General features: G+C 71.1%; 29 protein-coding genes. 23 read left to right on the top strand and 6 right to left on the bottom strand.

Features of this window, described 5'->3' with window-relative positions; translation table 11 throughout:
- Nucleotides 1-6: 6 nt before the first annotated feature.
- The 15 genes from TBR22_RS13625 (at nucleotide 7) to TBR22_RS13555 (ending at nucleotide 11,130) form a co-directional block, all read left to right on the top strand.
- A complete protein-coding gene (locus TBR22_RS13625; RefSeq protein WP_239488389.1) occupies nucleotides 7-441 on the top strand; it encodes a hypothetical protein in 435 nt (144 codons plus the stop codon).
- Nucleotides 422-1,240: a hypothetical protein gene (locus TBR22_RS13620; protein ID WP_239488388.1), complete on the top strand. Its 819-nt coding sequence runs from the start codon at nucleotides 422-424 to the stop codon at nucleotides 1,238-1,240. The genes TBR22_RS13625 and TBR22_RS13620 overlap by 20 nt, the downstream gene beginning before the upstream one ends.
- Nucleotides 1,213-1,941, top strand: coding sequence for a flagellar hook-basal body protein (locus TBR22_RS13615; protein ID WP_239488387.1), 729 nt, complete (start codon nucleotides 1,213-1,215; stop codon nucleotides 1,939-1,941). Before TBR22_RS13620 ends, TBR22_RS13615 begins: the two co-directional genes overlap by 28 nt.
- A gap of 134 nt (nucleotides 1,942-2,075) precedes the next feature.
- A complete protein-coding gene (gene flgG / locus TBR22_RS13610) occupies nucleotides 2,076-2,864 on the top strand; it encodes a flagellar basal-body rod protein FlgG (protein WP_239488386.1) in 789 nt (262 codons plus the stop codon).
- Between the two features lie 31 nt (nucleotides 2,865-2,895).
- Complete coding sequence (flgA, locus tag TBR22_RS13605) at nucleotides 2,896-3,582, top strand: flagellar basal body P-ring formation chaperone FlgA (RefSeq protein WP_239488385.1); 687 nt, start codon at nucleotides 2,896-2,898, stop codon at nucleotides 3,580-3,582.
- Nucleotides 3,572-4,288, top strand: coding sequence for a flagellar basal body L-ring protein FlgH (locus TBR22_RS13600; protein WP_239488384.1), 717 nt, complete (start codon nucleotides 3,572-3,574; stop codon nucleotides 4,286-4,288). Before flgA ends, TBR22_RS13600 begins: the two co-directional genes overlap by 11 nt.
- 115 nt (nucleotides 4,289-4,403) lie before the next feature.
- Entirely contained in the window at nucleotides 4,404-5,501 is a 1,098-nt protein-coding gene (locus TBR22_RS13595) for a flagellar basal body P-ring protein FlgI (protein ID WP_370651527.1), read from the top strand.
- 24 nt (nucleotides 5,502-5,525) lie between these two features.
- Nucleotides 5,526-6,446, top strand: coding sequence for a M23 family metallopeptidase (locus tag TBR22_RS13590; RefSeq protein ID WP_239488382.1), 921 nt, complete (start codon nucleotides 5,526-5,528; stop codon nucleotides 6,444-6,446).
- Between the two features lie 60 nt (nucleotides 6,447-6,506).
- Nucleotides 6,507-6,803 (top strand): flagellar biosynthesis anti-sigma factor FlgM, encoded by a 297-nt coding sequence (flgM, locus tag TBR22_RS13585; RefSeq protein ID WP_239488381.1) that lies wholly within the window; start codon nucleotides 6,507-6,509, stop codon nucleotides 6,801-6,803.
- A gap of 42 nt (nucleotides 6,804-6,845) precedes the next feature.
- On the top strand, nucleotides 6,846-7,208 hold the full coding sequence (locus TBR22_RS13580; protein ID WP_239488380.1) for a hypothetical protein: 363 nt from the start codon (nucleotides 6,846-6,848) through the stop codon (nucleotides 7,206-7,208).
- The gene (flgK, locus tag TBR22_RS13575; RefSeq protein ID WP_239488379.1) at nucleotides 7,208-8,575 is read left to right on the top strand and encodes a flagellar hook-associated protein FlgK; all 1,368 of its coding nucleotides are present in this window, start codon (nucleotides 7,208-7,210) and stop codon (nucleotides 8,573-8,575) included. Before TBR22_RS13580 ends, flgK begins: the two co-directional genes overlap by 1 nt.
- A gap of 12 nt (nucleotides 8,576-8,587) precedes the next feature.
- Nucleotides 8,588-9,478 (top strand): flagellar hook-associated protein FlgL, encoded by an 891-nt coding sequence (flgL, locus tag TBR22_RS13570; RefSeq protein ID WP_239488378.1) that lies wholly within the window; start codon nucleotides 8,588-8,590, stop codon nucleotides 9,476-9,478.
- Nucleotides 9,478-9,930, top strand: a complete 453-nt coding sequence (gene fliW, locus TBR22_RS13565; protein ID WP_239488377.1) for a flagellar assembly protein FliW — start codon at nucleotides 9,478-9,480, stop codon at nucleotides 9,928-9,930. The genes flgL and fliW overlap by 1 nt, the downstream gene beginning before the upstream one ends.
- 16 nt (nucleotides 9,931-9,946) lie before the next feature.
- Nucleotides 9,947-10,186 carry a carbon storage regulator CsrA gene (gene csrA / locus TBR22_RS13560; RefSeq protein ID WP_239488376.1) on the top strand — a complete coding sequence of 80 codons (240 nt, stop codon included), beginning with the start codon at nucleotides 9,947-9,949 and terminating at the stop codon, nucleotides 10,184-10,186.
- Nucleotides 10,183-11,130 carry a GNAT family N-acetyltransferase gene (locus TBR22_RS13555; RefSeq protein WP_239488375.1) on the top strand — a complete coding sequence of 316 codons (948 nt, stop codon included), beginning with the start codon at nucleotides 10,183-10,185 and terminating at the stop codon, nucleotides 11,128-11,130. Before csrA ends, TBR22_RS13555 begins: the two co-directional genes overlap by 4 nt.
- A 100-nt stretch (nucleotides 11,131-11,230) precedes the next feature.
- On the opposite strand, the gene TBR22_RS13550 is transcribed toward TBR22_RS13555, so the two are convergent.
- The 6 genes from TBR22_RS13550 to TBR22_RS13525 all read right to left on the bottom strand — a co-directional run bounded on the left by TBR22_RS13550 (nucleotide 11,231) and on the right by TBR22_RS13525 (nucleotide 16,562).
- On the bottom strand, nucleotides 11,231-11,701 hold the full coding sequence (locus TBR22_RS13550) for a hypothetical protein (RefSeq protein WP_239488374.1): 471 nt from the start codon (nucleotides 11,699-11,701) through the stop codon (nucleotides 11,231-11,233).
- A 30-nt stretch (nucleotides 11,702-11,731) separates the two neighbouring features.
- Nucleotides 11,732-12,163 (bottom strand): flagellar export chaperone FliS, encoded by a 432-nt coding sequence (gene fliS / locus TBR22_RS13545; RefSeq protein ID WP_239488373.1) that lies wholly within the window; start codon nucleotides 12,161-12,163, stop codon nucleotides 11,732-11,734.
- A gap of 23 nt (nucleotides 12,164-12,186) precedes the next feature.
- Nucleotides 12,187-13,524, bottom strand: coding sequence for a flagellar filament capping protein FliD (gene fliD, locus TBR22_RS13540; protein ID WP_239488372.1), 1,338 nt, complete (start codon nucleotides 13,522-13,524; stop codon nucleotides 12,187-12,189).
- A gap of 168 nt (nucleotides 13,525-13,692) precedes the next feature.
- Nucleotides 13,693-14,499: a flagellin gene (locus tag TBR22_RS13535; protein ID WP_239488371.1), complete on the bottom strand. Its 807-nt coding sequence runs from the start codon at nucleotides 14,497-14,499 to the stop codon at nucleotides 13,693-13,695.
- Between the two features lie 222 nt (nucleotides 14,500-14,721).
- Entirely contained in the window at nucleotides 14,722-15,528 is an 807-nt protein-coding gene (locus TBR22_RS13530; protein WP_239488370.1) for a flagellin, read from the bottom strand.
- 218 nt (nucleotides 15,529-15,746) lie between these two features.
- A complete protein-coding gene (locus tag TBR22_RS13525; RefSeq protein ID WP_239488369.1) occupies nucleotides 15,747-16,562 on the bottom strand; it encodes a flagellin in 816 nt (271 codons plus the stop codon).
- Nucleotides 16,563-16,767: 205 nt separating this feature from the next.
- On the opposite strand from TBR22_RS13525, the gene TBR22_RS13520 reads away from it, so the two are divergent.
- Genes TBR22_RS13520 through TBR22_RS13485 form a run of 8 tightly spaced genes read left to right on the top strand, consistent with a single transcriptional unit; the run spans nucleotide 16,768 to nucleotide 23,195 of the window.
- The gene (locus tag TBR22_RS13520) at nucleotides 16,768-17,394 is read left to right on the top strand and encodes a hypothetical protein (protein WP_239488368.1); all 627 of its coding nucleotides are present in this window, start codon (nucleotides 16,768-16,770) and stop codon (nucleotides 17,392-17,394) included.
- 29 nt (nucleotides 17,395-17,423) lie between these two features.
- Complete coding sequence (locus TBR22_RS13515; RefSeq protein ID WP_239488367.1) at nucleotides 17,424-18,605, top strand: DegT/DnrJ/EryC1/StrS aminotransferase family protein; 1,182 nt, start codon at nucleotides 17,424-17,426, stop codon at nucleotides 18,603-18,605.
- Nucleotides 18,602-19,531 carry a hypothetical protein gene (locus tag TBR22_RS13510; RefSeq protein ID WP_239488366.1) on the top strand — a complete coding sequence of 310 codons (930 nt, stop codon included), beginning with the start codon at nucleotides 18,602-18,604 and terminating at the stop codon, nucleotides 19,529-19,531. The genes TBR22_RS13515 and TBR22_RS13510 overlap by 4 nt, the downstream gene beginning before the upstream one ends.
- Entirely contained in the window at nucleotides 19,524-20,213 is a 690-nt protein-coding gene (locus tag TBR22_RS13505; protein WP_239488365.1) for an HAD family hydrolase, read from the top strand. Before TBR22_RS13510 ends, TBR22_RS13505 begins: the two co-directional genes overlap by 8 nt.
- The gene (locus TBR22_RS13500; protein ID WP_239488364.1) at nucleotides 20,197-21,267 is read left to right on the top strand and encodes an N-acetylneuraminate synthase family protein; all 1,071 of its coding nucleotides are present in this window, start codon (nucleotides 20,197-20,199) and stop codon (nucleotides 21,265-21,267) included. The genes TBR22_RS13505 and TBR22_RS13500 overlap by 17 nt, the downstream gene beginning before the upstream one ends.
- A complete protein-coding gene (locus TBR22_RS13495; protein ID WP_239488363.1) occupies nucleotides 21,254-22,270 on the top strand; it encodes an ATP-grasp domain-containing protein in 1,017 nt (338 codons plus the stop codon). Before TBR22_RS13500 ends, TBR22_RS13495 begins: the two co-directional genes overlap by 14 nt.
- Entirely contained in the window at nucleotides 22,267-22,965 is a 699-nt protein-coding gene (locus TBR22_RS13490) for a cytidylyltransferase domain-containing protein (RefSeq protein ID WP_239488362.1), read from the top strand. The genes TBR22_RS13495 and TBR22_RS13490 overlap by 4 nt, the downstream gene beginning before the upstream one ends.
- Nucleotides 22,962-23,195, top strand: coding sequence for a flagellar FlbD family protein (locus TBR22_RS13485; protein ID WP_239488361.1), 234 nt, complete (start codon nucleotides 22,962-22,964; stop codon nucleotides 23,193-23,195). The genes TBR22_RS13490 and TBR22_RS13485 overlap by 4 nt, the downstream gene beginning before the upstream one ends.
- The last annotated feature ends 29 nt before the right edge of the window (nucleotides 23,196-23,224 follow it).

The following is a 23,224-nucleotide window of genomic DNA, read 5'->3' as shown; positions in this document are numbered from 1 at the left end:
CTGATGATGACGATCCCGATGTTGGTCCTGATGTCGCTGCTGGCGCTCTCCACCGGCGTGATCCTGCTGGTCGCGGCCCGCCTGGTGCGTGCCCTCCGCCACACCGTGGAACTGGAACAGCGCGTGGCGCGCCTGCAGGAAGGCCTCAACCTGCTGACCGATACCACCGAGACCGGCTTCCGCCAGGTGGCCACCGAACTCGAGCGCCTCGCGGCCCCGGGCGGGCAGCCCGTCGTGCATCAGCCGACCCCCGCGCCGGCCGTCCGACCGACCGCGGCGCGCCTGCGCGCTGCCACCCGCCGCGGGCGCTCCGTGAAGGAGATTGCCGCCGCCGAGCAGGTCTCGGAGGGCGAGGTCCGGCTGCGCCTCTCCCTGGCCGACGCGAGCGCGTCGGGGCGCACCCGCAAGATGGAGGCTGCCCGTGGCTCGCTGCGCGCATGAGCAGTGCCGCACCTGGCGCGTGGCGCTCTGGCTGCGCCGCGGCCTGACCTTCGACGGCGAGTGGTTCTGCAGCCCCGGCTGCCTCGCCGACGCGACGGCGCGCCGCCTCGAGGCCCTGCGGCCGCCGGTCATCGCCCGCGTGCCGACCATGCCGCCGGTGCGACTCGGCACCACCCTGGTCGCCTCGCGCAGCATCACCGCCGAGACACTCGAACGCGCGCTCGGCGGACAGGCGAGCAGCGGCCTGCGCCTCGGCGCGCAACTGCTCGCCATGGGCGCCGTCGACGAACCCACCATCACGCACGCCCTGGCTCGCCAGTCGGGCGTCGGATTCCTGACATCGGTCAATCCCACCTCCGTGCGCAAGCCGGTCGCCAACCTGTCGCGCACCGTCGTGCACGCGCTCGGGGTCGTGCCGCTCGAACTCGAACGTGACGGAACCCTGCGGATCGCCGTGGGCGCGCCCCTCCCGCGGATGGCCATCGCCGCCCTGCAATCGGGGACCGGCCTGCGCGTGCGCCCGTACCTGGTGAGCGACGCCGTGCTCCGTGCGTTGCTCGAGGCCTACGGGACCGATGCCGCACCCGCCAGGCCGTCGGGTGTCGGCCGTCTGTCAGCCGCCCAGGCCGCTCGACGGATTGCCGACGCTGCGCTCGCAGGACGCGCGGTTTCATGGCAGCACACGTGGGGACCGGGATTTGCATGGGTACGTCTCGACGGTGCATCAGGCCCTGAAGACCTGATCGTGGCGCCGTCGGTGACGGAGCAGACATGGCAGGTGGCACTTACGCAGCGCTGAGTGGATTGCAGACGCGGATGGAGCAGCTCGATCGGCTCGCCGCGGACATCGCCAACGCCAAGACCGCCGGATACAAGTCCGAGCGGGTCACCACGAACGCCGCCGAACGCCCCTCGTTCGGCAAGGCCCTGCAGGCCGCCATCGACGTGACGCCGGGACCGGGGCACCTCGACTTCCGCCCCGGCTCGATGGAGAAGACCGGACGGGACCTCGATTTCGCGATCGAGGGCAAGGGCTTCTTCGTCGTCGACACCCCGCAGGGCGCGCGCTACACCCGCAACGGCAACTTCCAGCTCGCCGCCGACGGCACGGTGACCACCGCCGACGGCCATCCGGTGCAGACCGCCAACGGGCCGCTCAAGGTCGCCAGGGGCGCCAGTGGACCGGTGAGTGTCTCCGACGATGGCACCGTGAGCGTCGGGACGCAGACAGTGGGGAAGTTCCGCGTCGTGGACTTCGGCGACTACTCGGAACTCCAGCGTGAGGAACTCGGGCGCTTCCGCGCGCCGGCCTCGGCGCAGCCCACCGACGCCGACGTCTCGGTGCGGTCGGGCGTGCTCGAGGCCTCCAACGTCTCGGTGGTCGACCGGATGGTCGCCCTCACCGAGGTCGCCCGCGGCTTCGAGGCGTTGCAGCGGGGGCTGAACATCCTCAGCACGGAACTCGACGGCCGCGCCATCACGGAGTTGGGGCGACGGTGACGTTTAACGTTTAACGCCTAACGCTTGACGCATAACGCGAAGGCCCAAGGCCCAAGGCCCAAAGGCCCAAGGCCCAAGGCCGAAGGGTGAGCCCGCACTTCGGCACACCGGTAATCGGCAGGAAGAGGACCAACATGATTCGAGCGATGTACACCGCCGCGAGTGGCATGAATGCGCAGCAGGCCAACATCGACAACATCGCGCACAACCTGGCCAACGTGAACACGTCGGGGTTCAAGAAGAGCCGCGTCGAGTTCGAGGACCTGGTGTACCAGCAGGTGAACGCCCCCGGCGCCGCGACCAACGCCACCGCCGAGGCCCCGGTCGGCATCGAGCTCGGACTCGGCGCCAAGCCCGTGGCCATCGCCCGTGACTTCGCGTCGGGCAACCTGCGCGCGACCAACTCGCCCTACGACGTGGCCATCGAGGGCCGCGGCTTCCTGCAGGTGACCCTGCCGGACGGGCAGACGGCCTACACGCGCTCGGGCAACCTCCACATGAACCAGGAGGGTTCGCTGGTGACCAGCGAAGGCTACATGCTCGAGCCCTCGATCACCATCCCGTCGAACGCGGTCTCGGTGACCATCTCGAAGGACGGCATCGTGTCGGCCACCCTGGCCGGCGAGAGCGCGCCGCAGCAGGTGGGCACCATCCAGATCGCGGCGTTCCAGAACCCGGCCGGCCTGCACGCCATGGGCGCCAACCTGTTCACGGTCACCACGGCGTCGGGCGACGCGATCACCGGCCTGCCGGGCACCGACGGCCTCGGCACGCTGCAGCAGGGGTTCCTCGAGGAATCCAACGTCAGCATCGTCGAGGAGATGGTCAACATGATCCTCGGCCAGCGTGCCTACGAGGCCAACTCGAAGGTGATTCGCACCGCCGACGAGATGCTCTCCCAGGTGAACAACCTTGCCCGCTGACCCTCGTTCGCCTCGCACGCGGTTGGCGCCCATGGCCGCCGTCGTCCTCGCGGTCCTGTCGCTGGCCGCGCCGCTCGGCGCGCAGCCCGCCGGCGACCTCGAGGCCGCCGTCGCGGCTGCGACGCAGGCGGTGCGCGAGGCGTTCGGCGGCGAGGCGGAGGTGACGATCACCGCGCCGGTGCTGACGCTGGCGCCGGGCGCCGGGCCGATCGTGCGAGCGGTCCCCGAACCGGCCAGCCGCACCGGCGGCCCGGTCCGCTTCGTGCTGTTCGGCGACGAGCACGCCACGCCGGCGCGGGTCGGACGACTCGGCGCGGTGGTGCATGTGGTGGCGCCGCACGTGCGGGCCCGGCAGAAGGTCGCGGCCGGCGAGGCGCTGACCGCAGATGCGCTGGAAGGCGTGCGCGATGACGTCGGTCGGCAGCCGCTCTCGCCGCTGCCCACGCTCGAGGCGGTGCGCGGCCTCACGACGCGCAAGGCACTGCAGGCCGGCGAGGTGGTGACGCGCCTCGCCGCCGTGGTGCCGGCGCTGGTCAACTCCGGCGACGAGGTCGTCACCATCGCGCGTGTCGGCGCGCTCGAAGTTCGCGGACGCGCCATCGCGGCGCAGTCCGGCACCCTGGGGCAGACCGTGATCGTGGTCAACCCGGACAGCAAGAAGCGCCTGCGCGGCCGTGTCGTGGCCGAGGCGCTCGTGGAGGTCCTCCATGCCTCGTAGCTCCTTCGTCCTCGCCCTGTGCGCCAGTGTCGTCCTGGCCAGCGGCGCCGCCGCACAGACGCAGACGCCCCTGCCGACCAAGCCGTCCAACAACGCGTACGACGCGGCCGTCGCCCGTCACCTCGAGACGGCCAGGATGCTGGCGCGCGCCACGGTGTCGCCGGCCAGCGACGAGGCCTCGATCGACTGGATCAGCGGCCTCACCTCGGACCGTCGCGCCTCGCGCGTCAACGACCTGATCACCATCCGGGTCATCGAGAACATCGAGTCGTCGGCAACGGCCGATTCGGCGCTCGACAAGGAGGGCCGGGGCACCGCGGGCGTCCCGACCCTGTTCGGCCTCGAGACCAAGTTCCCCTCGTCGGTGGACCCCGCGAACCTGATGAGCACCAACAGCGAGACGTCGTTCAAGGGCAGCGGCACGACGACGCGCACCAGCATGCTCACGGCGACGATGACGGCGCGCGTCAGCGAGGTGCTCCCCAATGGCGACCTGATGCTCGAGAGCGTCAAGGAACTCGACCTCAACGGCGAGCGACAGGTCGTCGTCCTGACCGGCGTGGTGCGCGCCCAGGACCTGCGTCGCAACAACCAGGTGCAGTCCACCCAGATCGCCAACCTGCGCATCCAGTACTACGGGCGCGGGCTGATGAAGGACAACCTGAAGCCGGGCTGGCTGGTCCGGATCATGAACAAGATCTTCTAGGCAGGCCGGCCTTCGTCATCCGGCCTCGGGCCTTCGAAGGGCACGAGGCGGGACGCACGACGGCCAACGACGCACACGGAGAACGACGATGACGCGGATGATGGCAGTGGGCGTGATGGTGGCGATGCTGGTGGCGGGCGCGGTCCCCCTCGGTGCGCGCAGCGCCAACACCATGCGGATCAAGGACGTCGCCTCCCTGGTCGGCGTCAGGCCGACGCCGCTCATCGGATACGGCCTGGTGATCGGCCTGAACCGGACCGGCGACAAGCGCCAGACGCTGTTCTCGAACCTGTCGCTGGCCAACACCCTCGAGCGCTTCGGCGTGGTCGTGACACCCGAGATGATGAAGGTCGAGAACGTCGCGGCGGTGCTGGTGAGCGCCGAGTTGCCGCCGTTTGCGCGGCCCGGCGTGCGCCTCGACATCACGGTGTCGTCGATCGGCGACGCCCGCAGCCTGCAGGGCGGCACGCTGGTGCCGACGCCGCTGCGCGGCACCGACGGCCAGGTGGTGGCGCTGGCGCAGGGTCCGCTCACCCTCGGCGGGTTCGGCGCCGGCAACGCCGCCAACGGCGTCCAGGTGAATCACCTGACGGCCGGCCGGGTGCCCGGCGGCGGCCTCGTCCAGGTGCAGCCACGGGGCGCGGTGCCCGACGGCGATCAGGTGATGCTCGCGCTCAACGCGCCGGATTTCTCGACGGCCTCGCGGCTGGCCGCCGTCGTCGACCAGGCACTGGGCACCGGCTCGGCCCGGGCCATCGACCCGGCCACCGTGACCATCACCGTGCCGGCGCACTACAAGGGCAACATCCCGGAGTTGATGGCGCGCATCGAGCCGTTGCCCGTGGAGTCGGACGCGCCGGCCCGGGTCGTCATCAACGAACGGACCGGCACGGTCGTCGTCGGCGCGCAGGTGACGCTGGGCGCCGCGGCGGTGGCCCATGGTTCGCTGGCGGTGCGCATCTCGACGCAGTTCGACGTGTCGCAGCCCAACCCGTCGTGGGGCCCGAGTCGCGGGCAGACCGTCGTCGTGCCCAATCAGCAGGTGGACGTCAAGGAGCGCGAGACGCGCCTGATCGCGCTCGAGGAAGGCGTGACGCTCGACGCGGTCGTGCGCGCCCTCAACTCGCTCGGCGTGACCCCGCGCGACATCATCGCCATCGTCCAGGCGCTCAAGGCCGCCGGCTCGCTGCGCGCGGAGATCGTCGTCATCTAGCGCCCCGCGCGCCCAGGTCCCGCCATGGCCGTCGACACCCGCACCCCGTCGCTCACGCTGCCCGCGCCCGGGCCCGATCGCCTCACGGCGCTCGATGGCCAGGCGACGCCGGCGGCCGAGCGGGAGAAGCTGTCCGAGCTCGCCGCGCAGTTCGAGTCGATGCTGATGCTCGAGATGATCAAGCAGATGCGCAAGTCGCTGCTCGACGAGGAAGGCCAGGGTGAGGGCCTCGGCAACGAGACCTACAGCTCGACGATCGACAGCGAACTGGCGATGCACCTGGCCAGGGCCGGCGGCATGGGCCTCACGCCGATGCTGGTGCAGGCGTGGGAGCGACAGCAGGCGGCGGTCGCGCCCGGCACGGTGCTGCCGCGAACCGAGGGCCTGCCCGTGTCCGGCCAGGGGGCTCCGTCGTTGACCGCGCCGGCGACGACCACCGGTGGCCGTGCCGGCAACCTGACCGCAACGCCTGCCGCGGTGTCGGTTGTCCGACCCATGCCCGGGTCGACAGCATCGGCCATGGGTGACGTGTCGAGCGAGCTTTCGCTCGAAATGTCCGGGCGGGTGAGCTCCGGTTACGGCTGGCGCGCCGATCCGTTCAAGGGACAGTCGAAGTTCCACGGCGGCATCGACCTTGCAGCGAGGTATGGCACCGACGTGCCCGCCGCTGCGGCCGGCACGGTGGTCACGGCCCAGGAACAGGGCGGCTACGGCCTGACGGTCGTCGTCAGGCACGCCAATGGATTCGAGTCACGGTACGCGCACCTCTCCTCGCTGGACGTCAAGGCGGGGGACACCGTGGCGCAGGGGCAGCAGGTCGGACGGGTCGGCAGCACCGGCCGGTCGACCGGGCCGCACCTGCATTTCGAGGTGACGCAGGCAGGGCGCCGGGTGGACCCGGAGCAGTTCGTCAGGAATTTGACGAGTGACATTAAAGGTCAGTGAACGGCTGCCGATTCCTGGTACAAGCGCCGGCTGTCCCGCCGTGCGCCACAGGAGTAGACGATGAAGATTCAGGGCGATCGCCCCTCGGGCGCACAGGACGCAGGCCAGACCCAGCAGGTCCAGAAGGCTGCGCCGCAGCGGGCGCAGGACGCTCGCGGCAAGGCGGAGGGCGGGGACCGGGTAGAGGTCTCGGCTGATGCACGCCTGCTCGGCAAGGCGGTGGATGCCGCCAACAAGGCCCCGGAGATTCGGCAGGACGTCGTTGACCGTGCCAAGGCCAAGCTGGCGGCCGGGCAGGTCGGCAACGATGCCGGCCGACTCGCGGACCGCCTGATCGACAGTCTGCTGTCGAAATAGGGTCGGGGGGCCACCCCCCGGCCGGAACGCGGAGCGTGGGGTGTGACTGAGACATCCCGACTGAGCACGACGGCGCAGGCTCTGGGGCTCGCCCTCGAGGCGCTGGCCGACGCGCTGGCGCAGGTTCGCCCGGAGGCGATCGAGGCCAGCGAACACCAGATCGAGGCGCGGGCACGGGCCTTCACGCAGGCCGCGGCCGAGGCCATCCGGACCGGCGACACGCTGGCGCCCGAACAGGCGATGGCGGTCACCGCCGCCCTGGCGCGTTGTCGTCGCCTGGGCTTCTCGCTGTCGCTCCTGACGGGACACCAACCCGTCGTCGCCGACGCCCCGCGCGGCTACACGCCCGTGGGACGCCCCCTCACGACCCCCGGTGGGGGCGCCTTCCTGACTGCGAGAGGCTGATGTCGCTGTTCGGCATGCTCGGGATGACGTCCAAGGCCCTCGACGCCCAGCGCTTCGGGCTGGACGTGACGGGGAACAACCTGGCCAACGTCAACACGCCCGGTTACACCAAGCGCGTCGCCGACTTCGGCGCGGTGCCGCCTCCCGACCGGTTCTCGGCCGGCATCGGCGTCGAGGTGCTCGGCGTGCGCTCGATGCGCGATCGGCTGTACGACCAGCGCCTGTACGACGAGTCACCGCTCGAACAGCAGCAGTCGGCGATGGCCGAGTCCCTGGGACTGGTCGAGGTCGCCCTCGGCAAGCCGGGAAGCTCGGTCGATGCCGATCTGGAAGACTTCTTCGACGCGTTCGCGGAACTCGCCGAGGCGCCCACGTCGGCCACCGCCCGCCAGCAGGTCCTGTCGGAAGGCGAGGCGCTGGCGCGCGCGTTCAATGGCATGGCCAGCCGCCTGACCGATGCGGCCAAGGCCACCGACCAGCGCGTCATCGAGGACGTCGAGAGCATCAACGAGCTCACCACCCGCATCGCCGCCCTGAACAAGTCGATCGGCTCGTCGCCCTCGTCGCAGACGCTGCACCTGCGCGACGAGCAGACCGAGGCCATCAAGGAGCTGTCGGGCATCCTGGGGACACAGGTGCTCGAACTGGCCGACGGGACCGTGCAGATCTCGACGCGCAGCGGCCGGCCCCTCGTGGTCGGCGCCGACAGCTACGCGCTGGCCGCCGTCGCGGGCATGCCGTCGGGCTACGCGCGCGTGCAGGCGGCCGACGGGACCGACATCACGCTCGAACTGACCGACGGCCACCTCGGTGGTGAACTGCACGTCCGCGACACCGACATCCCAGGCTATCAGGCGCAGCTCGACGAGCTGGCCTACGCGGTGGCCACCGAGGTCAACACCCTGCACGCGACGGGCTACGACCTGAACGGCAACCCGGGCGGCAACTTCTTCACGCCGCCGACCGGCGTGGCCGGCGCGGCGGCGGCCCTCAGGATGGACGCGACGCTGATGGCCAACCCGTCGCTGGTGGCGGCGGCGGGCATCCCGTCGTCGGGTGACAACCAGGTGGCGCGCAAGCTGGCCGACCTGCGCGATGCCTCGATCGTCAACGGCGACACCCCGGCCGAGGCGTGGACGGCGCTGGTGTACGACGTCGGCAGCGACGTCAGCCGCGCCGAGGCCGAGCAGGCGAGCCGCCAGGAGATCGTCAACCAGATCGAGCAGCTGCGCGACAGCGTGTCGGGCGTGTCGATCGACGAGGAGGCCGCGATGATGCTGCGCTACCAGCGCGCCTACGAGGCCAATGCGCGGTTCTTCTCGGTGATCGACCAGACCATCGAGACGTTGCTGTCCCTGAAGCGTTAGCGCGAGGTTGCCATGTACCGCGTCACCAACAACACGATCTTCCGCAACTCGCTCAACGACATCCAGTCGACGGCCGAGGCCTTCGCCCGCGCCCAGCAGCAGGTGTCGTCGGGGCGCCGCATCCAGCAGGCCAGCGACGACCCGTCGGCGGCCGCCGCCGGGCTGCGCGAGCGCGCCGAGATCCGCGCCACCGATCGGTATCGCGACGCCAACGACTCGGTCGACTCGCGCCTCCGCGTCACCGACTCGGTGCTCTCCGACATCATCTCGAGCATCACCACCGCCCAGACCAAGGCGGCGCAGGGACGCACCACCATCCTGACGCCGGCGCAGCGCGAGGCCGTGGCGCTCGAGATCGAGGGCGCCAAGGAAGCCATCTTCACGGCCATCAACACCAGCTACCGCGGCATCTACCTGTTCGCCGGTGCCGACACCTCGTCGGCGCCCTACACCAAGGCGGGCACCACCGTCTCGGCGTACCAGGGCGACAGCACCGTCGTGCAGGTCGACGTCTCCCGCACCTCGTCGGCGGCGGTGACCGTCGACGGCGGCAGCCTGCTGCAGGGCGGTGGCGGCAACGTGTTCCAGACGCTTGACGCGCTGGCGGCCGCCGTCCGCGCCGGCAACATGTCGGGCATCGACGGTGGCCTGCAGGACCTGCAGGCCACGTTCGACAGTGTGACGGCCGCGCAGGGCAAGGTCGGCGCCACCCTGAGCGCGCTGCCGGCCGAGAAACTCCGCCTCGACGAACTGCGGCGGGCCAGCGACACGCGCCGATCGCAGGCCGAGGAGATCAGCCTCGCCGAAGCCATCTCCGAGATGACGCGCGCCCAGCAGGCCCAGCAGGCCGCCATCGCTGCCGCGGGCCAGAACCAGAAGCGCTCGCTCATGGACTACCTGTGATGACCGCACCCGAGCAGTTGCCGTCCGACGCCATCCGCCTCGACACCGCCTTCGGCACCTTCGAGGTGGCGCCGGCCGACGTCGTCTCGTTTCCTGCCGGCCTCCCGGGCTTCGAGGAGTGCCGCCAGTTCGTGGTGCTCTCGTCGCGCGAGCTCGACCCCTTCAAGTGCCTCCAGTCGGTCGAGGGGCCGTCGGCCTCGTTCCTGGCCGTGGACCCGCGGCGGGTCTTCCCCGACTACCGATGCGTGCTCTCGGACGTCGACCGCGCGCGGCTCGGTGATCCCGACGAGGACGCCCTCGTGTGGCTCGCTGTCGTCACCGTCCAGGCCGAGCAGACCGTCGTCAACCTGCGCGCGCCGATCGTCGTCAATCCCGCGCGGATGCTGGGCTACCAGCTGATGCCCTCCAACAGCCTCTATCCGCTGCGGTTCGAACTCACGCAGCTCTACTGAGCAAGGACGCCCCGTCGTGCTCGTCTTCACGCGCCGCCGCAACGAAGCGATCATCGTGGCCGATGGCATCGAGATCCGGGTGCTCCGGGTCAGCAAGGACGCCGTGCGCCTCGGAGTGACGGCGCCGGCCGACGTGCCGGTGCACCGGCAGGAGGTCTACGACCAGATCCGCGAGGAGAACCGTCGGGCCGCCACGCCCACCGGGCTGCCGGCCGCGCTCTCGCAGCTCACCAAGGCCGCCGGCGGCGCGTCATGAGGCTCGACGACTGGCGGAACCTGCCGGCCGAGGCCATGCGCCCGGTCTACGAGGCGGAGAAGGCCCGCTGGTCGACGGGCCTGCAGTGGGATCTCGAGCCGTCGCTCCAGATTCTCGAGCACGCTCGCGCCGACGGCACCCTGCCGGGCCTGGTGGTGCGCGGACCGGGGCAGAGCATCGTCGGCTGGACATACTTCCTCGTGCAGCACGGCGTGCTGCAGGTCGGCGCGTTGCAGGCCAGGACGGCCGACGGCGTGCGGTTGCTGCTCGACGCGATCTTCAAGGCGCCCGAGGCGTCGCTGGCGCACGACATCCTGCTGTTCGTGTTCCCCGACAGCCCGGCCTGCGAGAGCGCCCTGCAGCGCCGACGGTTCGCGGTGACCCGCTACTGGTATCTGCGTCGGACGCTGGACCGCAGCTGCCAGGGGCCGATCGATCCGGCGTTGCGCCCGCTGGCCGAGGAGGATGGCCCCGATCTCGTCCGCCTGTTCTCCCGGGCGTATGCCGGCGTGCCCGGAGCGCGCTGCTTCGCGCCGCACGGGCGCCTCGAGGAGTGGGCGCAGTACCTGGGGCAGCTGACGCGCGGTGCCGCGCTCGGCCGCTTCGTGCCCGACGCCAGCCTGGTCCTGCCCGGCGCGCTCGCCGGGCAGTTGAACGGCGCGGCCATCGTGACCGCGTTGTCGGCGCGCACGCTCCACCTCGCGCAGATCGTCGTCGATCCGCTCGCGCGTCGGCAGCACCTGGCCAGCCGCCTGCTCGACGGCATGCTGTCGTGGGGCGTCTCGCACGACCGGGCCGTGGCGACGCTCCTGGTGAGCGAAGACAACGCCCATGCGCGCGCCCTGTACGACGTGCGTGGGTTCGTCCCCACCGGCTACTTCCTGCACGCCGAGCGTCCGCTCGGCCGACGCGTCCTCACGCCCGCCGCCGCGGCCAGCGCGTGACCCGCGGTTGAGAAGCTCGAACCTGCGGCGCGCCGCGCCATCTCCAGGTGAAGCTCCCTGATCCCTGAGCCCTGCCCAGCGCCTCGAGCCTGCTCGAGGTTCAGCCCCGCTGCGTGAACAGGCCTGCCGGCGCCTGTGGCTGCTGCAGGATGCGGCGGTAGGCCGCCAGCGTGGCTTCGCCCGCTTCGAGGCTCTGCGTGGCTGCGCGACGGTCCGCGTCGGCGCGCTGGAGCACCTGCAGGCTCTCGTCGTCGAGTTGCGTGATGTCGTTGACCAGGGCGGTCGCGCGCTGGTGACGCTCGGCCACGCCGGCGTACCCGGGCATCTGCCGCACGGCGTGCACCTGGGCGGCCAGTTGGGTGCGGAGCGGCAGGACCTGCTGTTCCAGCCCGGCGAGGGTGGCGAGCAGGTGTTCGCGTTCGAGGGCGAGGGCGGTGAGGGCTTCCGGGGTGGGGGAGGCGGGGAGGGCGTGCTGCCGCCTCGCCACGTCGTGCAGTTGCGCCAGCAGGGCCAGCTCGGCGTCGAGGCCGGTCCGGTAGTCGGCGAGCACCGTGGCGAGATCAGCAGTCATGGGAACCGGTCTCCCGGCGGTGCGGGCCGCTCAGCCGGCTTGCGCCGGATTCTGGGCCACGGCGGCCCAGGCATCGCGCAGCGGCGTCAGCAGCTTGATGGCTTCGTCCAGACCCGCCGGATCCAGCTGCGTGTTGGCCTCGTAGCACCGGCCGAGGATGTAAGTGTAGAGGCCGTCGAGGCGCTCGGCAACCTCGCCTCCCGCCTCCATGTTCAGCATGTTCTGCAGTTCCTGCACGATGGCCAGCCCGCGCGACAGCGCGTGCCGCTTGGCGATCAGGTCGCGGCGTGCCATCGCCTCGCGGGCCTGGCCGAGGAACTTGATGGCCCCGTCGTACAGCATCACGACGAGCTCGACCGGCGTGCGTGACTGCACCTGGGTCTGCAGGTAGGCCTGGGCACCCTTGTTGTACATGGCTGGATTCGGGCTGTGGGGAGCGGCGTACGCCAGAAGAGTCGACATGGGCGATGGTGTTTCCGTGTGCCTCAGAGGCTGCTGAGCGATGAGGAGAACGATCCCAGCTGGCTCTTGGAGGAGTTCAGCTGCGCGATCGCCAAATCGGCCGCAACGTACTCCTTCTGCAATGCTTCCTTGCGGATCGCCAGCCGCCGCTCCATCTCGCTGATGCGCTCACCGAGCTTGGTCAGCTGGTCGTCGAGGCGCGTGCGCGCCGTCGGGATGAGGCCGCCGCTGCTGGTGTAGTTGCTGACGGCGGTCTTCATCTTGTCGAAGGCGCCATCGAAGCCCGAGCCGCCCTGGAACAGGCTCATCACCGCCGTCCGGTCGGCCTTGATGGCCGCCTGCAGGTCGGCGTTGCGGAACTCGAGCTGGCCCGTGCGGTTGAACGAGAGGCCGACCTGCGCGAGCGAGGTGTACGTGTCGCCGGTGGGAATCTCCCCCGAGGCGACGCGACTCAGGCTGTTGCGCAGCTGCCGCACCAGCGGGTCGCCGCCGATGTTGTCGCGCTCCTTGTTGGCGAAGGCCTTGGTCTGCTGCTCGAGGAAGGTCTGCAGCTCGTTGTAGGCGCTGGTGAACTTCTTCACCAGTTCCTCGACCGACGACGTGTCTGCCGTGATGGTGATCACCACGGGCGCCGCGATCTGCTCCTGCAGCGTCAGGGTGACGCCAGGGATGGCGTTCTCGACGGTGTTGGAACTGCTGGTGACCGTCACGTTGTTGATCGACAGGACCGCATCCTGCGCGGCCTGCGCGTTGGTGCCGGGGAAGCTCACGCCGCCGCCACCGGTGAGGTTGTTGGTGACGGTGAACGCCTTGTCGGCGCCCGTCTCCTTGCCGGTCAGCACCAGCTGGTACGCGCCGCCGGTCGATCGCACGACCGAGGCCGTGACCCCGATGTCGGCCGTCTCGTTGATCGCGGCGGCCAGGCCGTTCATCGTCACGTCCCCGGTCACGGTGACGGTCTTGCCGCCGATGACCAGCGAGCCGCCGCTGGCGACCACCGTCGTGTCGGCGTCCGGCGTGGTGCCGTTGGTGGCGGTGACCTGCGCCTGGGCGAGGGCGCTGACGGTGAGCGAGTAGCTCCCCGTGGCGGCGCCGCTGGCGCTCGACGCCCTGACTGCCGACTCCTTGCTGACCGACGCCGTGGTCCCGCTGAAGGCCCTCGAGGACGCCAGGTCGCTGGCTGCCGACTCGAGCGCGCTCAGGCGTGTCGCGAGGGTGCCGAAGGCTGTCTTCTGTTTCTCGAGCTGCGCCTGCTGCGTCTGCAACTGCAGCACGGGCTGGCGCTCCTGCTGGTACAGGGCCTCGACGATGCTGTTGAAGTCGATGTTGTTGAAGCCGCTCAGCGTAATGGGACTGCTCATGGACACACGCCTCCGACGTCCGATCCCGGGCGTCTACTCCCTCAATCGGCAGTCTAGCGGGAAGCTGTAGGGGCGGCGAGTGCTGCGGGGCTGGGGGCTGGGCGTGGGGGCAGGGAAAAGGCGCCGGCCGGGCCCGGAGGTGCCCGACCGGCGCTAGGGTGCGAGTCCTTAGCCGCGGAGCAGCGAGAGGACCGCGGAGGTCTGGCCGTTGGCCTGGGCCAGGGCGGCGATGCCGGACTGGTTCAGGATGGAGAACCGGGTGAGGTTGGCCGACTCTTCCGCGATGTTGGCGTCGCGGATGCGGCTCTCGGCGGCCTTGTTGTTGACGATCTGGTTCTGCGCCAGGCTGATGGCGTAGCTGAGGCGGTTCTGCAGCTGACCGACCTGGCCCTGCACGGTGCCCAGCGAGGTCACGGCCGACGCGATGGAGGCCACCGCGGTCTGCGCGGCTGCCTGCGTCGTCAGATCGCCCGAGGCGATGCCGAGCGAGGTGGTGGTGACGGCGTTGATGCTGCCGCCGACCTTGCCGTTGGTGCTGTTGTTGCTCACGAACACCGAGAAGCCCTGCGCCGTGGCCAGGCCGGCCACGTTGGTCTCACGGTTGATCTCGTTGAGCACGTCGTCGAACTCGGCATCGAGCGTGGTGCGCGAGGTGCTGGTGGTCTGGCCCGAGGCCGCCTGCGTGGCGAGCGTCGAGAGGCGGTCGAGCAGCTTGGAGACGTTGTCGAGCGCGCCGTCCTTGATCTGCAGGTCCGACAGGCCATCGTTGGCGTTGCGGACGCCCTGGTTGAGCACCGCGACGGTGGAACGGTAGCCGTTGGCGACCGCGAGGCCGGCCGCATCGTCACCGGAGTTGTTGATGCGGAAGCCGCTGCTGACGCGCGTGAGGGCCGTACGCAGACCGATGTTGGTCGAGTACAGGTTGGCCTGGGCGTTGTTGGCGGCGACGTTGGTGATGACCGAGAAACTTGCCATGACGATCCTCCTTGACCGAGTCGGGTTCGCGTCCCTGCGAACCCGGTGGCACCGTCCGCGGTGCCGTTGTCGGGGTGGTAATCGGCCCTCGCTGGCGCGGCTTTAGTGCCGAGATCCGCGAGATGTTGTGCGGGGTGACGGCACGGCCACAAGACGGACAGGCCGTCCGGACTTGCGTCCGGACGGCCTGTCGGGGTGTCGTCAGGCGTGCCTGACGGGGGGCTAGCCGCGGAGCAGCGAGAGGACCGCGGAGGTCTGGCCGTTGGCCTGGGCCAGGGCGGCGATGCCGGACTGGTTCAGGATGGAGAAGCGGGTGAGGTTGGCCGACTCTTCCGCGATGTTGGCGTCGCGGATGCGGCTCTCGGCGGCCTTGTTGTTGACGATCTGGTTCTGCGCCAGGCTGATGGCGTAGCTGAGGCGGTTCTGCAACTGACCGACCTGGCCCTGCACGGTGCCCAGCGAGGTCACGGCCGACGCGATGGAGGCCACCGCGGTCTGCGCGGCTGCCTGCGTCGTCAGGTCGCCGGTGGCGATGCCGAGCGAGGTGGTGGTGACGGCGTTGATGCTGCCGCCGACCTTGCCGTTGGTGCTGTTGTTGCTCACGAACACCGAGAAGCCCTGCGCCGTGGCCAGGCCGGCCACGTTGGTCTCACGGTTGATCTCGTTGAGCACGTCGTCGAACTCGGCATCGAGCGTGGTGCGCGAGGTGCTGGTGGTCTGGCCCGAGGCCGCCTGCGTGGCGAGCGTCGAGAGGCGGTCGAGCAGCTTGGAGACGTTGTCGAGCGCGCCGTCCTTGATCTGCAGGTCCGACAGGCCATCGTTGGCGTTGCGGACGCCCTGGTTGAGCACCGCGACGGTGGAGCGGTAGCCGTTGGCGACCGCGAGGCCGGCCGCGTCATCACCGGAGTTGTTGATGCGGAAGCCGCTGCTGACGCGCGTGAGGGCCGTACGCAGACCGATGTTGGTCGAGTACAGGTTGGCCTGGGCGTTGTTGGCGGCGACGTTGGTGATGACCGAGAAACTTGCCATGACGATCCTCCTTGACCGTTGGACCCCGCTGGGGGCGGGCTCCGAGAGCACCATCCTTGGTGCCGTTCGGGAAGGTAATCGACTGGCCTGGCCCGACCTTTAACGGCCGGGGATCGCCGATCGCGGATCGCCAGGGGCGGGCCGCGCGCCGAGACGACGAGGCCCGCCGGCGCGAGGGCGACGACGGGCCTGTCCGCGGAGGGGAGGTCTCGAGGGCGTCAGCCGCGGAGCAGCGAGAGGACGGCGCTCGTGGACTGGTTGGCCTGCGCCAGGGCGGCGATGCCGGACTGGTTCAGGATCGAGTAGCGCGTCAGGTTGGCCGACTCCTCGGCGACGTTGGCGTCGCGGATGCGGCTCTCGGCGGCCTTGGTGTTGACGATCTGGCTCTGCGCGAGGTTGATCGCGTAGGAGAGCCGGTTCTGCAACTGACCCACCTGGCCCTGGACCGCGCCGAGGTTGGTGATGGCGGTGGTGACCGTGGACACCGCGGTCTGGGCGCCGCCCTGCGTGGAGATGTCCAGCCCCACCAGCCCGAGCGACGTGATGTCGACGTCGCCGATGGTGCCGGCCACGACGCCATTGCTGCCGTTGCTGCTCACGAACACGGAGAAGCCCTGCGAGGTGCCGGCGACGTCCAGGCGCGCCACGTTCGACTCGCGGCTGATTTCGCCGAGCACGTCGAGGAACTCGGCGCTCAGCGTGTTGCGCGAGGCCGTCGTCGTCTGGCCCGAGGCCGCCTGCGTGGCCAGCACGGCGAGACGGTCGAGCAGCTTGGACATGTTGTCGAGGGCGCCGTCCTTGATCTGCAGATCGGACAGCCCGTCGTTGGCGTTGCGCACGCCCTGCTGCAGGACGGCGACGTCGGAGCGATACCGGTTGGCGACCGCCAGGCCGGCCGCATCGTCGCCCGAGTAGTTGATGCGATACCCGCTCGACACGCGGGTCAGGGCCTGCCGCAGACCGATGTTGGTCTGGTACAGGTTGGCCTGCGCGTTGACCGCAGACACATTGGTGACGACCGAGAACGATGCCATGCCTACTCCTCCGGGTGCGGAGCCTTAAGGGGCTCACAAGGGCAAATCGGCGGGTGTGTGCGCAGCTTGAGCGGTAGGCGCACACGCGCCGCACACCGCCCTCTCACCAGCCACACCGGGACAATCCAACATCCATGCCGGTTTCCTGATCGGATTCGGGGCTGGCCTCCCGTTTGCTCCTGTCTGCAGCAGCATGGAGACCTCGATGCTCACACTTCGCGTAGATTCCACGTTAATCCCCGGCGTCAACGTGCCGATTACGGTCGATGCGGTGCTGTCGGCCGTCGAGCCGGTGCTCGCGCAAGGCAAGCGCATAGTGACGGCCGTCCGCATCAATGGTGTCGACGAACCGGCATTCCGCGAGTCCGGGGTGCTGGAGCGGGTCCTGCACGACGCCGATGCCCTCGACGTGGACACCACTCCGGCGGGGGAGATGGCTGCCTCGGCACTCGGTGACGCCCTGCGGTACCTGCCCGAGCTGTCGCAGGAAGCCCGCGGACTCGCGACGACGCTGCGTGGGGCCAGTGCGCAGGAGGCCGGTCCCCAACTGGCGCCGCTGGCCGACAACCTCGCGCTGCTGGCCGCCCTGGTCCATACCGCAGACCTCTGGGCGCGGCAGGCGGGCTTGGCACCGACCGACTGGTTGGGGGACGATGTGGCCGAGATCGACCGGGTGGCCGCCGTCCTGACGGGCGCGGCCGAGAGCGCGGATTGGGTTGCCGTCGCCGACGCCCTGGAACACGACCTGACCACGGCGCTCGCGTCCTGGCAGGTCAGGCTGGCCGAAGGCCGGGCGCAACTGCACGCCCTGCAGTCGGCGCCGGTGGCCTGACGGCCACCCACTCGAGCCGACGAGCGACCATGTCCACCGGCCCCAGAGGCCAGACCGGCCCCGCCTTCGTGCCCCTCGCGCGCCCCGACATGGGCGACGCCGAGTTGTCGGCACTCGCCGAGGTCATGGCGTCCGGCTGGCTGACGACCGGGCCGAAGGTGAAGGCCTTCGAGGCCGCCTTCGCGCAGTTCACCGGCGCACCGGAAGCGGTCGCCCTCAATTCCTGCACGGCGGGGCTGCACCTTTCGCTGCTGGCGTGCGGGGTCGGGCCGGGCGACCAGGTGCTTACCTCGCCGCTGACGTTCTGCGCCACGGCCAACACCGTGCTCCACGCCGGCGGGACCCCGGTCTTCGTGGACGTCGACCGGGACACCGGCACGATGGATCCCGGCGCGACGGCCGCGGCGGTGTCCGAGCGGACCCGAGTGCTGTTGCCGGTCCACTACGCGGGGCGGCCTGCCGACCCGCTGGCGTTCCGCGCCCTGGCCGACGCGCGAGGGCTCCGCCTGGTGGAGGACGCCGCGCACTGCATCGATGCGCGCGTCGACGGCCGCCGCATCGGCACCATCGCCGACTTCACCGCCTTCAGCTTCTACTCGACCAAGAACCTCGCCACCGGCGAAGGGGGGATGGTCACCACGGCCTCCTCCGAGGATGCCGACTGGATGCGGGTCGCCGCGCTGCACGGCCTGTCGCGCAACGCCTGGGCGCGCTACGCTCCCGGTGCGCCGGCGCAGTACGACGTGGAGATGCCCGGCTACAAGTACAACATGATGGACCTGCAGGCGGCGCTCGGCCTGGTGCAGCTCTCGCGCCTCGAGCAGATGCAGGCCCATCGCGAGGCGTTGTGGGCGCGATACGAAGCCGGGGTCGTGGGGCTGCCGCTGGTCCGCCCCGCGCCGCTGCCCGCCGGCTGGACCCATGCGCGCCACCTCTATACCGTCCTGGTGGACCCCGCGCACTGCGGCTGGACGCGCGATGCCCTCCAGGTTGCGCTCGCACGGGAAGGGATCGGCACGAGCGTCCATTTCCGCGCGCTGCACCTGCACACCTATTACGCGCAGCGCTTCGGGCTCGCGCGCGGCATGTTCCCGAACGCCGAGTACCACAGCGACCACTCCTTGTCCCTGCCGTTCTGGAGCGGGATGCCCCTTGCCGACGTCGATCGCGTGATCGAGACGCTCGACCGGCTGCTGGCGGCGGCCCCGTGACCTTCGCTCTCCTTCGCGTCGCGGCCGGACCTCGACTCGGACACGGCCACCTGCGTCGCGCCGAGGTGCTGGCGCGCGCGCTCGGCCGCCCGTGCGTCGTGAGCATCCGCGGACGCGGCGCGCCCGATCTCACGCTCCCGACCATTGCCGGCGGGGCCGCCGGCGCCATCCTCGATGCGGTGCGGCCACGCGTGCTGGTCCTCGACGATCCGAGGGAGCGCGCCAGCCGCCCGTGGTGCGTCGCGGCGCGACGCCGGTCGGTGCCGGTGGTCTCGATGCACGATCTCGGTCTGGGACCCCTCCCGTCCGACCTCGCGGTCGACGGCAGCATCGTCTGTCGCGGCCGGCTGCCGGCCAGGCGCGTGCTGCGCGGCCCCGCATATGCAACCGTTGCCGCGCGGCCAGCGCGGCGCGGCGATCAGGTGCGCCGCGTGCTGGTGTCGCTGGGCGGCGGCCCGCGCGCCGCCCTGACCCGTCGCATCGCGTCGACGCTGACGCGTCGGTGGCCGTCGCTCGACGTGATTGCCACGGGAGGCTCGGGGCCCGCCGATGGGTTCGCGTGGGTCGCGGCGCCGGCGGGCCTGTCGCCCTGGATGGCGCAGGTCGACGTGGCGGTGGTCGGTGGTGGCGTGACGCTCTACGAAGCCGTCGGCAGCGGCGTGCCGGCCATCGGCGTCGCCGTGGTGGCGGCCCAACGGCCCACCATCCGCGGCTTCGCGGCCCGAGGACTTGCGCTCGACGGCGGCCTGGCCGCCGGGGGTCGCGATGTCGTCCCGTCGGTGTGTCGCGCCATGACCAGGCTCCTTGCAGACGCGCCCTGGCGACGTCGCGTGGCGATCGAGGGACCGCGCCTCATCGACGGCCGCGGCGCGGATCGCGTGGCGCGGGCGATCCGCGACCTCGCGGAGGGACGCGGTCGTGCCTGAGCCTGTGGCGGTCATCTTCGACCTCGACGACACGCTCTACCGGGAGCGGCGGTTCGTGCTCAGTGGCCACGCGGCGCTGGCGCGGGTCGTGGCCGACGAGACCGGGATGCCGGCCCGGGTCCTCTTCCGGTTCCTGGCGCGCCGCTTCCGGCGTCACGGCAGGGAGGGGCTCCTGCAGGCGTTCTGCGCCGCCTACGCCCTGCCGGTCGCCGAGGTGCCGAGGTACGTCGAGATCATCAGGACCCATGCGCCGCGGCTGCGGCTGCCACGCACCTCGCGCGAGGTGCTCGCCGCGTTGCGGGGGCAGGGGCGTCGCCTGGGCGTGCTGACCAACGGCCTGCCCGGCACGCAGCGCGCCAAGGTGGCCGCGCTCGGCCTGGCCGCGCACGTCGACGTCGTGACGTACGCGCAGGAGCACGCTCCGGAAGGCAAGCCCGCCCGTGGATGCTTCGTCGCGGCTCTCCGCGCCCTCGGCGTCGACGCGGGCCGCGCCGTCTTCGTGGGCGACCATCCGCAGAAGGACATCGCCGGCGCCGCGGCCCTCGGCCTGCGTACGATCTGGCTGCCGGATCGGGCCACCGCGATCGCGACGACGCCGGCCGATGCCGTCGCGCGCACGCTCGCCGACGTGCCGCCCCTGGTGGCACGCTTGCTGGAGGATCGCCATGTCCGTGCCTGCTGAGATTGCCGGGCAGTCGATCGCGCCGGGCGCACCGATGCGCGTCATCGCCGAAATCGGCCTCAATCACAATGGCGACCCGTCGCTGGCGCATCGCCTGGTGGACGCCTGTGCCGATGCCGGCGCCTGGGCGGTCAAGCTGCAGGTCTTCGATGCCGACGAGCTGCTGGTGGCCGACGCGCCAGCGCCGGTGCACGTCCAGGCGGCCTCGCTGCGTGCCTTCTTCGGCCGCTTCGAACTGGCCGACGAGGCCTATGCGGACCTGGTCCAGCACGCCCGCGATCGGCAGCTGGCTGTCATCGCCACCGCCTTCGACAGCCGGTCGGTCGAGATGCTCGATGGTCTCGGCATCGACGCGTTCAAGGTGGCCAGCGGGGATCTGACCCACGTGATGCTCATCGAGCAGGTGGCCAGGACCGGACGTCCGGTGGTGCTGTCGACCGGCATGAGCAACGAGGGCGACGTCTGGAACGCCATCGACTGGGCGGTCGGGTCCGGAGCCCGGTCGCTCGCGCTGTTGCACTGCGTGTCGGCGTACCCGACGCCTGATGCGCAGCAGAACCTGCGTGCGGTGGGCACGCTGGCGGGCGAGTACAAGCTGCCCACCGGCCTGAGCGACCACGGGATGGGCGGCGACGCGGCGTTGCTGGCCTACGCGCAGGGGGCGACGTTGTACGAGCGTCACGTCCACCTGCCGGGCACCGATGCGATCGACGCACCCGTGTCGTCCTCGCCCGAACAGCTGCGGGACATCGTCGACCGTCTCGCGCGGGCGCACGCCGCGACGGGCGAGGGGCGCCGCGCCCCGATGCCGGCCGAGGTCGCCAACATCGTCCCCAGCCGGCGTGGGCTGTATGCGCGCCGGGCGATCGCGGCCGGGGCGCGCATCGAGGCGGCCGACGTCGCGGCCCTGCGACCGCAGGGCGCGCTCGGCGCCGAGTACGCCCGCGCCCTCATCGGCGCGCGTGCCCCGCGCGCCATTGCCGCGGGTGCCGCGTTCGAGCCCGCGGATCTCGGCCCGCACTCCGACGGAGGAGGCCACCGTGATCCGGCCTGACGTGCTGGTGACGGCGGCGTCGCGTCGCGTCGCGCTCGTCCGCGCGCTGCAGCAGGCGCAGGGGCGGCTGACGCCGCGCGGGCGCGTCATCGCCACCGACATCGACCCGTTCTCGCCGGCCGTGCACGTCGCCGACCTGGCCGCCGCGGTCCCGCGCAGCGACGCGCCCGACTACGTGGACGCGCTGCTGGACGTGTGCGTCGCCCACGACGTGGGCGTGCTCGTGCCGACCATCGACGACGAACTCGGGATCATCGCGCAGGCCGCTGACCGCTTCGCGCGCGCCGGCGTCGTGGTCATGGCACCGAGTGCCGCGACGGCGCACATCTGCCGAGACAAGCTGCGCACGGCCAGGCACCTGCAGTCGCATGGCATCCCCGTGGCCGACACGTGGACGCCCGACGAGGTGCGGGCGCGCGGCCTGCCGCCACCCTTGTTCGTCAAGCCGCGGCGCGGTCGTGGCAGCGTCGGCGCGTTCCCGGCCCTGACGCCGGCACACCTCGACTTCTTCCTCGAGTACGTCGAGGACCCCGTCGTGCAGCAGTACCTCGACGGTCCGGAGTACACGATCGACATGTTCTGCGACCTTCAGGGCCGGCCGATCTCGGTCGTGCCTCGCCAGCGCCTGGTGATCAGGTCGGGCGTGAGCGATCGCGGCCGCACCGTGAAGAGTCCCGTCCTGATGGACCTGGCGGTCCGGTGTGCCGAGGTGCTCGAGTTCCGCGGCGCCGTCAACGTGCAGTGCCGGGTCGTCGACGGCACGCCGATCATCTTCGAGATCAACCCGCGGTTCAGCGGCGGCATCCAGTTGACCCTCGCGGCGGGCGCCGACTTCGCGGAGTGGACGATCCGGGCGGGGCGCCGTGAGGCACTTCGCCCGTGCATCGGCGAGTTCACCGACGGCCTGCGGATGAGCAGCCACGAGGCCTCGCTCTTCCTCACCGACGCCGACGCCGAAGTGCTCGCGCCGAGGATGCGCAGCCTGGCCGGAGGGAACGCGTGACGGCGCTGGTCGTCCTGCAGGCGCGGCTCGGGTCGCACCGGCTGCCCGGCAAGGTGCTGGCCCCGATCGGTCGCTGGCCGCTGCTCGAGTACTGCGTCACCCGGCTGCGTGCGGCCGCGGTCGGTCCCGTGGTCGTCGCCACCACGACGCGTCCGGAGGACCGGGAGGTGGTCGCGGCTGCCGAGCGGCTCGGCGCGCAGGCCTTCGCCGGGCCGGAAGACGACGTGCTGGCGCGCTATGCGCTGGTGGCGCAGGCCCATCCCGACGCCGAGATCGTCCTCAGGGCCACCGCCGACAACCCGTTCGTGGACTCCGAGGCGCCCGCGCGCATCCTCAAGGCGCTCGCCGACGGTGCCGATTACGGCGTCGAGGAGGGCCTGCCTGTGGGGACGGCCGTGGAAGGCGTGCGTCGCGACATCCTGCTGCAGGCGCAGCGCGAGGCCTCGACGCCCTACGATCGCGAGCACGTGACGCCGTGGGTCCGCCGGGCCGAGGGCGTCGTGCGCACGGTCCCGTCCGCGCCGCCCGCGCTCCGGGCGCCCGACCTCCATCTCACCGTGGACACGCCCGCCGACCTCGCATTCGCCCGCTGCCTCGCCGATGCCCTGTGGGCCGACGGCCTCGACCCGCGTGCGGCGCCGCTGTCGCGGGTCATCGCGGCGGCGCGCCGCCTGCCCGCCCCGGAGGTCGCATGATCCGCGTCACTCGCCTCGATGGCACGGCGTTGCTGGTGAACATCGACCAGATCACGTGGATCGAGTTCAACCCCGACACCGTCATCGCGCTCGCCAACGGCGAGAAGCTGCTCGTCCGTGATGCGCCCGACGACATCGTCGCGCGGGTCCAGGAGTACAAGCGCGGGTTGCTGGCGCCGCCGGTGCGGGAGCGTCGTGGGGAGGTCACGGCGCTCCGCGCCGTGGAGTAGCGCGTGGCCACCAGGACCCCCGCTCGCGC

The sequence above is a fragment of the Luteitalea sp. TBR-22 genome (genome assembly GCF_016865485.1).
In the GTDB taxonomy this organism is placed as follows: domain Bacteria; phylum Acidobacteriota; class Vicinamibacteria; order Vicinamibacterales; family Vicinamibacteraceae; genus Luteitalea.
This window is presented reverse-complemented; position numbering and strand designations above follow the sequence as displayed.